The sequence below is a fragment of the Nocardia iowensis genome, from assembly GCF_019222765.1.
Lineage (GTDB): Bacteria > Actinomycetota > Actinomycetes > Mycobacteriales > Mycobacteriaceae > Nocardia > Nocardia iowensis.
Window position 1 is genome coordinate 3588659 of record NZ_CP078145.1, and the last position, 13065, is coordinate 3601723.

At 65.7% G+C, this 13065-nt stretch carries 10 protein-coding genes; 9 read left to right on the forward strand and 1 reads right to left on the reverse strand.

The window, feature by feature from the left end; genetic code table 11:
* Positions 1 to 78: 78 nt before the first annotated feature.
* The 9 genes from KV110_RS16555 to KV110_RS16595 all read left to right on the forward strand — a co-directional run bounded on the left by KV110_RS16555 (position 79) and on the right by KV110_RS16595 (position 10497).
* On the forward strand, positions 79 to 780 hold the full coding sequence (locus KV110_RS16555; RefSeq protein WP_218477093.1) for an NADPH-dependent F420 reductase: 702 nt from the start codon (positions 79 to 81) through the stop codon (positions 778 to 780).
* Positions 777 to 3104: an ATP-binding cassette domain-containing protein gene (locus KV110_RS16560; RefSeq protein WP_218477095.1), complete on the forward strand. Its 2328-nt coding sequence runs from the start codon at positions 777 to 779 to the stop codon at positions 3102 to 3104. The genes KV110_RS16555 and KV110_RS16560 overlap by 4 nt, the downstream gene beginning before the upstream one ends.
* 69 nt (positions 3105 to 3173) lie before the next feature.
* A complete protein-coding gene (locus KV110_RS16565; RefSeq protein ID WP_218477097.1) occupies positions 3174 to 4205 on the forward strand; it encodes a DNA-3-methyladenine glycosylase family protein in 1032 nt (343 codons plus the stop codon).
* Positions 4206 to 4271: 66 nt separating this feature from the next.
* Positions 4272 to 5096: a VOC family protein gene (locus KV110_RS16570; RefSeq protein ID WP_218477099.1), complete on the forward strand. Its 825-nt coding sequence runs from the start codon at positions 4272 to 4274 to the stop codon at positions 5094 to 5096.
* Positions 5093 to 5899 (forward strand): aldo/keto reductase, encoded by an 807-nt coding sequence (locus tag KV110_RS16575; RefSeq protein WP_218477100.1) that lies wholly within the window; start codon positions 5093 to 5095, stop codon positions 5897 to 5899. The genes KV110_RS16570 and KV110_RS16575 overlap by 4 nt, the downstream gene beginning before the upstream one ends.
* The gene (locus tag KV110_RS16580) at positions 5899 to 6843 is read left to right on the forward strand and encodes a Gfo/Idh/MocA family protein (protein WP_218477102.1); all 945 of its coding nucleotides are present in this window, start codon (positions 5899 to 5901) and stop codon (positions 6841 to 6843) included. Before KV110_RS16575 ends, KV110_RS16580 begins: the two co-directional genes overlap by 1 nt.
* 150 nt (positions 6844 to 6993) lie before the next feature.
* Entirely contained in the window at positions 6994 to 8448 is a 1455-nt protein-coding gene (locus KV110_RS16585) for an MFS transporter (protein WP_218477103.1), read from the forward strand.
* Between the two features lie 562 nt (positions 8449 to 9010).
* Positions 9011 to 9346 carry a hypothetical protein gene (locus KV110_RS16590; protein WP_218477105.1) on the forward strand — a complete coding sequence of 112 codons (336 nt, stop codon included), beginning with the start codon at positions 9011 to 9013 and terminating at the stop codon, positions 9344 to 9346.
* Positions 9343 to 10497: a polymorphic toxin type 44 domain-containing protein gene (locus tag KV110_RS16595; protein ID WP_218477106.1), complete on the forward strand. Its 1155-nt coding sequence runs from the start codon at positions 9343 to 9345 to the stop codon at positions 10495 to 10497. The genes KV110_RS16590 and KV110_RS16595 overlap by 4 nt, the downstream gene beginning before the upstream one ends.
* Positions 10498 to 10826: 329 nt before the next feature.
* Here the strand turns inward: KV110_RS16595 and KV110_RS16600 are convergent, their stop codons facing one another.
* On the reverse strand, positions 10827 to 12176 hold the full coding sequence (locus KV110_RS16600; protein ID WP_218477108.1) for a carotenoid oxygenase family protein: 1350 nt from the start codon (positions 12174 to 12176) through the stop codon (positions 10827 to 10829).
* Between the last annotated feature and the right edge of the window lie 889 nt (positions 12177 to 13065).

Consider the following 13065-nt stretch of genomic DNA (forward strand, 5'->3'; position numbering starts at 1 on the left):
CTGACACGCATATAGGTCACTGAATGACCTATTGGGGTTCTACCGTCGGGACGTACGCAAGCGAAAGGAGATCCAACGATGCGGTTCGCGATACTGGGCACCGGGGCCGGTGCCCGCGCGCACACCGGGAAACTGCTACAGCTCGGCCATGACGTGGTCGTCGGGACGCGGGATCGCGCGGCGACGCTGGCGCGCACCGAACCGGACATGATGGGCACGCCACCGTATCGGGAGTGGCTCGAGCAGCATCCGATGGCCACTCTGCTGCCCTTCGCCGAGGCCGCCGCCCACGGCGAGGTGATCATCAACGGCATCTCCGGCGACCACGCGCTCGCCACGCTTGCGCCGCTCACCGAGCAACTGCGCGGCAAGCCTTTGCTGGATTACGCGGTCCCCTACGTCTACAACCCCGCCCGCGACCACCCGTGGCCGACCCCGTGGGGGGTGATGCCCGCGTTGAATCCCTGCGACAGCGACAGCCTGGGCGAGCAGATCCAGCGCGCCCTGCCCGCCACCCAGGTCGTGAAGGTGTTCGTCACCCAGGAGCAGGAGACCGTCGTCGACCCGAAGGCCATCGAAGAGGGGGACCACACGATGTTCCTCGCCGGTGACCACGACGACGCGAAAGCCGTGGCCACGCAGCTGCTCCACGATTACGGCTGGACACACATCGTGGATCTGGGGCCGCTGGTGTCCGCGCGCGGGATGGAGATGTACGCGCACTTGCACACCGCGGTCGGGTTCGCGCTCGGCCGCCGATTCGGAGTCAAGATCGTATGAGTGGCACCACCGGCAGCGGCACCGATCACCGCGGGGATGTCGCTCGGGATCCGAGGAAGTGGATCGTCATCGACGGCGCGCGTGAGCACAATCTGCGCTCGGTGTCGGTGGCGATCCCCAAGGACGCGATCACGGTGTTCACCGGGGTGTCCGGGTCGGGCAAGTCGTCGCTGGTGTTCTCCACCGTCGCGGTGGAGTCCCAGCGTCAGCTCAACGAGACGTTCCCGACCTTCGTGCGAAACCGGTTGCCGCGGTACGAGAAACCGGAGGTCGACCGCATCGAGGGAGTGAGCACGGCGGTGGTGGTGGACCAGAAGCCGATCGGCGGCAGCGCCCGCTCTACGGTCGGCACCGCCACCGACATCTACTCGATCATCCGGGTGCTGTTCTCCCGCGCCGGTGAGCCGTCGGCGGGAATGGCAACAGCGTACTCGTTCAACACTCCCGAGGGCGCGTGTCCGCGATGCGACGGGCTCGGCCGCACGACCACGGTCGATCTGGACGCGATGATCGACAAGACCAAATCGCTCAATGAAGGGGCGCTGCGGTTTCCGCTCTTCGCGCCCGGCATGGTGCAGTGGCAGATGTTCGCCGCGTCCGGCTTGTTCGACCTGGACAAGCCGGTGGGGCGCTACAGCGAGACCGAATGGCGCAACCTCGTCTACGGCCCGGATGATGGAGTGCAACTCGAGCGGTCGGGTCCGTGGACCAGCTATGAGGGGCTGCTCGACAAATTTCAGCGGCTGTATCTGAACCGGGACCTGTCGAGTTTGTCGGCCCGGACGCGAAAAGCCGTGCAGCAGTTCACCACACAGGGCGTGTGCCCGCTGTGCCACGGGGCGCGGCTGAACCAGGCGGCACTGGCGACCAAGCTCGACGGCTACACCATCGACGACTACGCGAACATGGAGGTCGTCGAGCTCGTCGAGGTGCTGGGCAAGATCGATCACCCGCTCGGTGTGCAGCTGGCCGCGCAGGCCATCGCCGGGCTGCGGCGCTTGGACGAGATCGGGTTGGGATATCTGCATCTGGGGCGGGAGACGACCACCCTGTCCGGTGGCGAGGCGCAGCGGTTGAAGATGGTGCGGTTCCTGGGCTCGTCGCTGACCGGGATGACCTACATCTTCGACGAACCCAGCGTCGGGCTGCACCCGCGCGATGTGGGACGGATGAATCGGCTGCTGACCCAGCTGCGGGACAAGGGCAACACCGTGCTTGTGGTCGAGCACGACCGTGACGTCATCACCGTTGCCGACCACGTCGTCGACATGGGCCCGGCGGCGGGCGTGCACGGCGGTGAAGTGGTGTTCGAGGGAACCGTCGCCGACCTGCGCGCCGCCGACACCGCGACGGGGCGGGCGCTGCGGCGTCGCAGCGCGATCAAATCCGGAATCCGCACGCCCACCGGCTATTTGAAGGTCACGGGCGCGAGTTTGCACAATCTGTGTGACGTCAGTGTGGACATTCCCACCGGGGTGCTCACGGTCTTCACCGGCGTGGCCGGGTCGGGCAAGTCGACGCTGGTGAGCGAGGTGTTCGCCGCCGAGCACCCGGAGGCGATCATCGTGGACCAGGCGGGCCTTGGCACTTCCACCCGCTCCACGCCGGTCAGTCATCTCGGTGTCATGGACGCCATCCGTAAGGCCTTCGCGGCGGCGAATTCCGTTGATGCCGGGCTGTTCTCGTTCAACAGCAAGGGCGCGTGCCGGGCCTGTGGCGGACGCGGGGAGGTGACCGCGGACATGGCGTTCATGGATCCGGTCACCACCGTGTGCGAACGCTGCCACGGCGACCGCTACGACCCCGACGTGCTCGGCTACACGCTGGGCGGCAAGTCCATCGTCGAGGTGCTCGCCCTGACCGCCGAGGAGGCCGTCGACTTCTTCACCGACCGCGCCGTGCGCCGCAAGATCGGCTCCCTGGTCGAGGTCGGGCTCGGCTACCTCACACTGGGGCAACCGCTGTCGAGCCTGTCCGGTGGTGAACGCCAGCGGCTGAAACTGGCCGGGGAACTCGGCAAGTCCGGCGGGCTCTACATTCTCGACGAACCCACCACCGGCCTGCACATGTCCGACATCGACACCCTGCTGAGGTTGTTGGACCGGCTCGTCGACGCCGGCAATACGGTCCTGGTCATCGAACACGACCTCGATGTGATCGAGCACGCCGACCACATCATCGACCTCGGCCCCGACGGCGGCCGCCACGGCGGCCAGGTGGTCTTCGAGGGAACCCCCGCCCAACTGCTCGACGCGCGGAACTCCTACACCGCACAGTACGTGCGCCGTGACCTCGGTCGCACCGCGGCACCCAGCGACCAATAGGACATTCATCGTCCTATTGGCTTCCTACCGTGGTGGCGTCAGCGCGATTCGATCCGAAAGGCGAGAGCAATGGCATCGAAGACAAAGGCATCGACGTCGGCGGCACCGAGAATATCGGCGGCCCGGTCCAGCAATGGGTTCGACCTCACCGCGTGCGCCACCCGCACGCTGAGCCCGCCCGCGCCGTTCGCTTTCGACCCGACCACGGCGAAACCGTCCACCCTGCCCGACCCCACCCACCATCACGAGCCCGGGGTGCACTGGCAGACGCTGCGCTGGGACGGCCGCGACCTGGGAATCCGCCTGGAGGACCGGGGAACTCGCGACGATCCCGAGATCGGGCTGGCGGTGTTCGCCGAACGGCCGGTGCCCGAGCAGGTGGTGAACTCGCTCGTCGAGGAGCTGACCTGGCGCTACGACCTGGACACCGACCTGTCCTGGTTCTGCCGCCATTTCGCCGACGATCCCGTGCTGGCCGGGCCGATCGGCCGCATCGGCGGCATGCGTGTCAGTTGCGCATTCTCGTTGTATGAATGGGTGAGCATCCTGGCACTGCTGCAGATGGCTACCGCAGGGCGGATCAGCAAGATGACCGCCGCGGTGTTCGAGAACTACGGTCGCCGTGTCCGTTTCGACGGTCGAGAGCTGTTCGTGTTCTGGCGGCCGGCCGATATCGCCGCCGCCGGTGAACAGCCGATGCGCGCGCTGAAACTGGGCTATCGCGCCAAATCGCTGGTACGCATCGCCGAATCGTTCCTCGGCGGCGGCTACGACGAGGACGCGATCCGCGCCATGGACCGCGCCCAGGCGCGCAAGGCGCTGCTGCGGCTCTACGGGATCGGCCCGACCTCGGTGGGTTATCTGCTGTTCCAGACCTTCCACCACTACGACAGCCTCGATGTCATCCCGCCATGGGACGCCAGGCTCTACGCGCGTCTGCTCTACGACACCGACACCGCCGACCCGGCGCGGATGGTCACCGACATGACCGCCCGCTACGGCCGGTTCCGGGCCCTGGCTTCGGCTTACATGCTCGAGGACCTGTTCGCCCGGCATCAGCGCGAGCCGATCGACTGGCTCGCCGCCGAGATCCGCATGTGATAACTCCGCGGCCGGGATCCCCGGGCGCGCATCGAGATTCACCGATATACGAATAGGAGAAACATCATGGGTTTCATGGATCCTGGCAACATCGTTTGGTTCGAGATCGCCACCGGTGATGCCGAATCGGTGCAGAAGTTCTATTCCGAGCTGCTGGAGTGGACCTACGAAGTCGACGAAGATTCCTCGGTCGATGGCAGGCGCTACATCCGGATCATCGCACCGAACGCGCCGTTCCCGATGGGCGCGATCAGGGAAGCAGCCGGTCAGCCGACCACGATGAACATGTCGATTGTCTCCGCAGATGTTCCCGACGACACTCAGCGGCTGGAGAAACTGGGTGCGACCGTCCAGATTCCGCCGACCCAGGTCGCCGACGTCACCTGGTTCGCGGTGCTCACCGACCCGAAGGGCAACGCGTTTTCGTTGTTCTCCCAGTCCAAGTCCGAGCGTTTCGCCGAGCGTATGGAGCAGGGCGGCAAGGCCATGAGCGAGGCCGCCTACGCGCCGAAGCCGGGTGCGATGGGTTGGTTCGAGATCGGCACCACCGACGCGGCGGCCACCCAGGACTTCTACCGGCGAGGCTTCGGCTGGAAGTTCGAATTCGACGACTCCGCCGGCGGCAAGCCCTACTACAGCATTGTCACCACCACCGAGTGGCCCTCGGGCGGGATGTATGACCATGGCAAGGATGGCGTCGACTACCTGATGCCCAGCTTCCTCGCCGCCGACGTCGCCGCGGTGACCACCCGGGGCGAAAAGCTCGGCGCCACCGTCGAAGTCGCGCCGGAGTCCAATCCGGGCGGGCTGGTCTTCGCCCGGCTGCTCGATCCAGACGGCAACCGGTTCGGGCTGTTCTCGCTACCGGATTCGACGAAGTCGGGACAATGATGCCCCACGCTCACGCGCCCAGGCCGGTCCTCCCTGCGATCGGTTTGGGCACCTGGCAGATCAAGGGCGAAGACGCCTACCGGGCGGTGCGGTGTGCGCTCGAGGCGGGCTACCGCCAGATCGATACCGCCCGCCTCTACGGCAACGAAGCCCAGGTCGGCCGCGCGCTTGCCGACAGTGGCATCGACCGCGACCAGATATTCCTGACCACCAAATACGCCCAATACCGTCCTGGTGGCGAGGAGCGTGCGCTATCCGAGAGCATCGAGAAACTCGGCGTGGACCGCGTCGATCTGTGGTTGATGCATTTCCCGCTGAAGGATCCGGCCGAGAACCTGGCGGTGTGGGAGTGGTTCCTCGGTGCCGCCGACGCTGGGCGGGTTGCCGCGGCCGGGGTCAGCAATCACAGCATCGAGCAGATCGATGCGCTCACCACCGCCAGCGGCGTGGCCCCGGCGGTCAACCAGGTCAAGTTCAACCCCGCTCGTTACGACCCGGACCTGGTCGCGGCGCATCGTGATCGCGGCATCACGCTGCAAGCCCACAGCCCGCTGCGGCAGCCGCGGCTGGATCACCCGACGCTGGCCGCCGTGGCCGAGCGCCGCGGCGCGACACCCGCGCAGGTGGTGCTGGCCTGGCATCTCGCCCACGGAGTCCCGGTCATTCCGAAATCCGTTCACCCCGAACGGATCGCCGAGAACTACGCGGCTTTGGGGCTGCGGCTGACCACTGCCGACATCGCCGAGATCGACGCCCTCGGCCGCCACGAAAGCTCACTACACGCCTCAGGAGGACAACACTGATGAAAATCGCTTTGCTGGGAACCGGATTCGGCCAAGCCCACGCCGCGGTGTACGCGGCCCGCGGCGACGTCGAGGTGGTCATGTTCGGCCGTGACCCGGACAAGACCGCGAAGGCTGCCGAGCAGTTCGGCTTCGAGCACGCCACCGACATGGACGCGGCGTTCACCGATGATTCGTTCGACCTGGTCGACATCTGCCTACCCATCGGACTGCACGCCGACCATGTGCTGCGCGCGCTGGAAGCGGGCAAGCACGCGCTGGTCGAACTGCCGCTGGCGGACGATCTCGCCGATGCCCAGCGCGTCATCGACGCCACCGCGCGCAGCGACCGGCAGGTGTTCGTGGACATGTTCGAACGGTTCATCCCCGCCAACCAGGCCCTGTTCGACGCCGTCGGTGACGGCACCTATGGTCGGCTCGAACAGCTGAACCTGTGGAACACCACCGCCCACCTGTGGCCGGGCGCCTCACTCGGGCTGAAGGTGCTGCCGCTCGAGGCCATGCACAGCGACATGGACATCGTCACCCGTATTCTCGGTATGCCACAAGACATTTCCGTCGCCACCCACGCTCGTGACGAAAAGTCCGGGTCCATCGACGCCCTGCTCACCTTCCCCGGTGCCATGGTCCGCGACAGCGTGTCGGCGTTGATGCCGATGCCGTGGGGCGCACGCGGCGGCTACACCGCCACCTTCACCGACGGTGTCCTGGAAGCCGCCTCCACCATGGGCTTCGACGGCAAACCCACCGGGACCGTCACCGCCTACACCGCCCACGGCGTGACAGAACTCGACCTCCCGCCCGCCGACCAGTACACCGCCATGATCGACCACGTTCTAGCGGTGCTGCGCGGGCAGGCCGAGAACCAGATAACGCCCGCCAGCGTGCTCGACGCGCTCACACTCACCCTCGACCTCGACCGGGCCGTCAACAGCACCCAGTGACGGCCTCCCCGGCGTATGCCGACGCGGTGCCCGAGATCCCGGCCACATCTGCAGCCACCGGCCCGCTAACCGGACATTGAATGACCTATTGGCTTCCTATCGTCGAGCAGTCAAATCCCCCGACGAGTGCACGACGAGAGGAAGCCTTCCATGGTTACCGGGACCTCCACCCAGCCCGTGGTCGCGGCCGATCCGCGCCGCTGGATAGCGCTGGCCATTCTGCTGACAGCGGCGTTCATGGACACCGTCGACGTCACGGTCGTCAATATCGCCATCCCCAGCCTGCAACGCGACCTCGGCGCGAGCGCCGCCGACATCCAATGGATCGTCGGCGGTTACGCGCTCACCTTCGCCGCCGGACTGATCACCGGCGGGCGGCTCGGCGACCTCTACGGCCGCAAACGCATCCTCATGATCGGCCTGGCCGCCTTCACCGCCACCTCACTGCTGTGCGGAATCGCGCCCAACCCCGACGTGCTGCTGATCGGGCGACTGGCCCAAGGCGCCGCCGCAGCGCTGATGGTGCCGCAGGTGCTCTCCATCGTCAACGTCATCTTCCCCGACGAGGAACGCTCCAAGGTCTTCGGCATCTACGGCGGCGTGCTTGGGCTCGGTACCGTGGCCGGGCCGATCATCGGTGCACTGCTGCTCGAATGGGACCTGTTCGGCCTCGGGTGGCGACCGATCTTCCTGATCAACCTGCCACTCGGCGTGGCCGGGCTGATTCTCGGCAACGCCGTCATCGGTGAATCCCGCGCCGAACACGCCCGCCGCCTGGACCTGGCCGGCGTCGGTTTGCTCACCGCCGCGCTGTTCATGATCATGCTGCCGCTGACCCAGGGCCGCGAACTGGGTTGGCCCGCCTGGTCGATCGCGTGCCTGGTCGGTGCGGTGCCGGTGCTGGCGCTGTTCGTCGCTCACCAGTACCGTCTCGACCGCACCGGCGGCCAGCCGCTAGTACCGCCGCACCTGTTCGGCCTGCGCTCCTTCTCCGGTGGCCTGGGCGTGCAGCTGATGTTCGGCCTCGCCTCCGGCGTCTTCTTCCTGGCGTGGGCCCTGTACCTACAGGTCGCTCTCGGCTGGTCGCCGCTGAAAGCCGGACTGGCCGGTCTGCCGATGTCGCTGGCGCTAATGGCCGGTGCGGGGGTGTCCTCGCAGGTGCTCGTGCCGCGCTTCGGTCGCGCCGTCCTGCAGGTCGGTGCCGTGCTCGCCGCCGTCGGCGCGCTGGGCTATCACCTGCTCGTCGTGCATTACGCCGCGGACTTGGCGACCTGGCAGGCCATCGTGGCGATCGTGCCCATGGGACTGGGGCTCGGCTTGATCATCGCCCCACTGGCCGACCTGATTCTGGCCGACGTCCCCAAAACCGACTCCGGCGCGGCCTCGGGCGTGCTCAACACCACCACCCAGCTCGGCCAAGCCCTCGGCATCGGCCTGTGCTCGGTGGTGTTCTTCGGCCGCCTCGACCACGGCACCGGCCTCCCGGCCGCGTTCGCACACTCACTGTGGTACGTCGCCGCCGCGTTCGTTCTGGCCTTCGCGCTGCTGTTCACCGTCCGCAACCGGCCTGCCCCCGCGCCGACAGCGGGCACCGTCGCGTCCTGACCACTTCTGTTGGCGCGCTGTCGTAGACCGTGCCCGCGATGTCACCTGGCGCGCACGTGCGGATCAGTGTTTGTGTTCGGCTAGGACATCTTGGGGCGGTATGGGGAGTGTCCTGCTATTTGGCCACGGTGGCGTGTCGGGTCCTTGCCGCCAGGTCAGATGGACTTGGACCGGGACCAAATGGGCTGGTTAACAATGGTCTCCCGATCCGACCAGCACGCAACACCGCCATGATCACTGCCGCTGGCGAACTCCCACCGATACCGCAGACGTGCAGCGTTTCCGGACCTAGGGGGGCGGGAACGTCGGCGGAGTCAACGTCGAAAACCGAGCAGCCGTATCGAGATCAGCTGGCGATGGGCTATCAGCACTGCTAGCGGGGCTTTTTCCCGGCGTGGATGCGCTTGCCAAAGTCGAGTTGCCCTGATGCCTGTCCGGGAGAATGATAGGGCACAATGCATTTCGGCAGTGCGGGCGGACAAGGAAGGCTCGTCGGCAGTATACGCGTGCGAAAAAGGCCCTGACGCTGCGGCTTATGCGGCGCGTGAACGGGGGATCATCGATGACATTGCAAGCCGATCTGGAAAAGCTGGGCATGATGTCCAATGCGCTGCACAGCTTGGGCGGCGAAGCGGCCGGACTGACATTTAGCGCGGGTCCGGCCGGGACATTCTTGGATCCCACGACGAACTCGCTACGCTCAATCGGCGAGATGCAGAGGCTGGCGCACAATATTCAGACCGGTTTGGTGCCCGTGTTGTCGAGTCGACTGCATGAGATCGGGGACCTCATGCACCAGGCCACGATCGAGTTCCGCACAACCGAGGCCGATAATGCGGCCGACATCCTGGCCGCAACCTACACCTCCTCCTCCGGTGAATGGGTTGCCCCGGAATGACTCCGAGCAGAAGCGACCTCGACAACTACGACGCCCAACCGCTGCTGGATTTCGCCAACCAGGTCAGGACTTCCGCCACTCAGATCGAGGGCATGTTCGAGCGCTACGTCACCACCGTCACCGCGTCCGATTGGCAAGGGGTGGCCGCTGAGGCGGCGCACAGCCGGGCCGTCGCTGACCGCAAGACGGCCAACGCACTGGTCGACACCTTGGAAGGGGCGGCAGGCCGACTCGAACAGGGGTACTGGGACATCAGTACCCCGTTACGCAACGCGCGCCACCTCATCGCCTCCGCCGAAACGGCCGGATTTCTCGTTCCCGCTACCGGCCTTGGCTTCCTCAACGCACCTATGCCCGTATACGTCTCCCATCCGGCCGGGCGCGACCCGACCCCCGAGCGGGAGGCGGTCCGAGCTAACTGGGAAGACCAGATCGTGGCCGCGGCCGATGCTGTGGAAGCAGCGGATACGCGTCTGCAGCAGGATCTATCGGCGCTCGGCACGGCGATGAAAGCCCAGTTCGACGCAGTCGGCCATAGCCAAACCACGCACAGCGAAGGACATTTCAACAGGGCGGAAAGGTTCATCCTCGACGAAATGCGGCGAAACCTGAACTCCGACTCCGTCAAGCAGATCCAAGAGCTCCTGCGCTCGCCGCAATCATTTCTGGAATGGCTGGAATACTCAGATCCGCGCCATGGCGGACGGAGCACTGCGGTCGACCGTATTCAGGCTCTCGCTGCCTGGCGTGACCTGGTTGGTTCGGAAAAGCGCTGGGATCACAAGCCGCAGATAGCAAGGGATTTCGGCTTGGTAGGGGATCCTCGCCAGGATCCCGCTTTTTTCTTCCAGCAGCCCGGCACCCATCGACAAGTGAACTACGACATGTATTCGAACATCCACTTCGGATTCGTTGGCCGTCACGCAGGATTCGACGGCGACACACTGCTCGAGGGAGCGAGGATGGCCAGCCAGCACGACCAAGGCGACGAGATCACCATGCGGGCAGGCATCGCGATGTATGACAAGTACGGCCCCAACATCACCGACGAGCAATTTCACCAGGGTATGGTCGCGGCCATCGACGAGATGGAAGCTGCCCAAAGCGAAGGCCAGCATGTTCCGCAGATCAAACACGACAGCGGACGCTGAACCGGCCGGGATTCCCTTGCCAACGCGGTAGTGCCCCGAACGCACGCGCTGGCGGAGGCCCTTCGAGTCTGTCTCGCGTGGTGAATTCTGGAGGCGATTTCATCAGCAGTGGATACTCGTTGGTTGAAGCGGTCGAACCGTTTGTTCGGGAGATGGCACTCTACGAACCGTCTGCGTACGTGTATCTGACTGAATCCGCGGGAGAATTCATCCGCTCAGAACTCGGAGGCCGGGTCGTCACCTCGCGTCGCACGATGACGGTGACGGAGCGCACGCAGTGTCGGGTCGCGTGGCGGCCGGCGCGCCTGCGGCCTTCGGTGGTGACAAGGTCAGCGGCTGGGCAGCCAGTTGCCGTGGAAGCCGGCGGGGACGCGGACGGGGAGGTGTATCTGCGCTACCGGTCGGGCTGTCAGGTCGGTGGCGTCCAGGATCGCCAGATAGCTGGTGCCGTTCGCGCGGTCGTGGGTGAAGGTCATCAGGTATCCGTCGTCATCGCGCGCGGTGTCGTGGCGGGGGACGAAAACGGCTTCGCCGCAGGTGTGGCCCGTGGGTAGCCGGTGCATCTGGCGCGACGCGTCGTCGGTGAGATCGTATTTGTAGATTGTCGAGTGCTCGGGTTCGGCGTCCAGGGAGAAGCTGGTGATGTAGCCGAAACGGTGGCGCTGTCCGATCTCGGTATCCGCGACCCGGGGATATTCGACGGCCGCATCATCGAGCGGCTGTTCGGCGACCGTGCCCGTGCCCAGGTTCAGCCGCCATTGGTGCAGCCGGGGCAGTCCGCCACCGATGTCGTCGGAACCTTCTCGCCACAGTGTCGGCACCCGAGTACCGGTCACCGTGAGCACGCCGTCGGCTTCGAACGCGTTCATGGTGTGCCACACGTAGCAGGGTTCGACGTCGAACCACCGCACGTCCCCGCCCTCGCGACCCATCACGCCGAACCGGGCGCCGTGCCCGTCGTCCCACCGCCACGGCATACCGCCCGCGGCAGCGACCGGGTCGAAGACCACGGGAAGGTCCATGAAGACCACCGAGGTTTCGGTGATCGCGAAATCGTGCATCATCGTCGCGCGTGGAACCCGCACTACCTGGGCCCGCAGGAGCTCACCGGTCGGTGCGGCGCGATAGTAGGTCAGATATGGGGGACGCAGCCGGACGCCGAAGAACAGCAGTTCCCCGGTGCGGGGGCAGATTTTCGGGTGGGCGGTCATCGGGGTGTGCAGCGCGCCGTTGAAGGTGAACGGTCCCACCGTCTCCAACTCTGGGGTGATCTCGTAGGGGAAGCCACCTTCTTCCAGCGCGAGCAACCGGCCCGCATGCGCGACCACGTGAGTGTTGGCTGTCGTGACCCGGTAATCCACCTGTCCCGTGGTCTGGTCGAAAGCCAGGGCCAAGCGCGACTGTCCCGGGTGCGCGTACAGGGGGGTCCGCACATATCGGTTGCGATACCAGCGGGCCCGGCCGCCGTCCAAGGCGACCGCATGGACCATTCCGTCGCCCGCGAAGTAGTGCGGCGACCAGCCGGTGCGCGGATTGGGACCGTTGCGGAAGTAGGTCCCGCTCAATTCCTTAGGAATCACTCCGATCACGTCGGTCGGCTCCGCCGTCACCTCTTCGGTGGCCGGTGCATTGTTCCCCGCGAGGTGCAGAGGCAGGTCGGCGTTGGGTGTGGTCGGCATCTGCTGGTTCTCCTGTCGCTGGCTCGGCTGTGCCAGGATGCCGGGGCAATCGAGAAAGAAACAGTCTTGTTCTTGTCGACGTCGTCAGCCGGTGAGAAAACGCGCAGGACAACGCTTTCCGCGAGGTGTCAGTGGGAATGACAGGCCTGTGCCAGGGCGGTGTCAGTCAGGTCGGCGACAGTGGGTACAGCGACCATGCACCACAACAGGAACGTTCGCAGACAGCGTCGGCAGTGAGAGCCGTTCTGGGCGTGCCATGCATCGATGCTGGATTGGCTGCTGGCGGCGAGCGTGACCCCTTGTCCTGCAAGCCATTCCAGGAACAGCGTCGCTTGTTTGACTTGGTCGTGGGCGTGGCGTCGAGCGGGTGTGGTGAGGGATGTCCGTTCGGCTGTGCCCCGCAGTTGGGACAGCAGGTGCCAGGTGGCGTAGCGGCGGATGATCTGGGCGTGGTCCGGGTCGCATACCGCGGGCATCGACGCTGGGCAGGTATTGCACCGCCGTCGTCCACCCGAAACCGTCCACGTTGCTGGGGTCGGTGAGCACGGCGACAACCACCGCGCACACCGGCTCCCGGTGGGGATCGATCAACACGACAACCTCTGCAGTTCGTCGTTCAGCACGGCCACCGGCACACAAGTGCTCGGTGAACCGTTCGCGCCGACTCCGCCGTGACCACCACCCCTTGAGCACGGCTGACGCTTATTCCACTTTACGGCGAAAAATGCTGTGGCATAGACAATTCGAGCGCCTACAGGGTGTGGCGCGACCAGTGCCCGGGCTCGATGATCGTGGCGGGATGAGCCACGCGAGCGCATGGGATGCCGTATGACGCTTTGTCCTTCTTGTGAATAACTCGCACGATCGAAAAGTCGACGGAAGACACAGA

What these genes read in the sequence shown, in the direction of transcription:
- KV110_RS16560 (WP_218477095.1), top strand. Translation starts at nt 777, where the DNA reads ATGAGTGGCACCACCGGCAGCGGCACCGATCACCGCGGGGATGTCGCT.
- KV110_RS16575 (WP_218477100.1), top strand. Translation starts at nt 5,093, where the DNA reads ATGATGCCCCACGCTCACGCGCCCAGGCCGGTCCTCCCTGCGATCGGT.
- KV110_RS16585 (WP_218477103.1), top strand. Translation starts at nt 6,994, where the DNA reads ATGGTTACCGGGACCTCCACCCAGCCCGTGGTCGCGGCCGATCCGCGC.
- KV110_RS16555 (WP_218477093.1), top strand. Translation starts at nt 79, where the DNA reads ATGCGGTTCGCGATACTGGGCACCGGGGCCGGTGCCCGCGCGCACACC.
- KV110_RS16565 (WP_218477097.1), top strand. Translation starts at nt 3,174, where the DNA reads ATGGCATCGAAGACAAAGGCATCGACGTCGGCGGCACCGAGAATATCG.
- KV110_RS16590 (WP_218477105.1), top strand. Translation starts at nt 9,011, where the DNA reads ATGACATTGCAAGCCGATCTGGAAAAGCTGGGCATGATGTCCAATGCG.
- KV110_RS16570 (WP_218477099.1), top strand. Translation starts at nt 4,272, where the DNA reads ATGGGTTTCATGGATCCTGGCAACATCGTTTGGTTCGAGATCGCCACC.
- KV110_RS16600 (WP_218477108.1), bottom strand. Translation starts at nt 12,176, where the DNA reads ATGCCGACCACACCCAACGCCGACCTGCCTCTGCACCTCGCGGGGAAC.
- KV110_RS16595 (WP_218477106.1), top strand. Translation starts at nt 9,343, where the DNA reads ATGACTCCGAGCAGAAGCGACCTCGACAACTACGACGCCCAACCGCTG.
- KV110_RS16580 (WP_218477102.1), top strand. Translation starts at nt 5,899, where the DNA reads ATGAAAATCGCTTTGCTGGGAACCGGATTCGGCCAAGCCCACGCCGCG.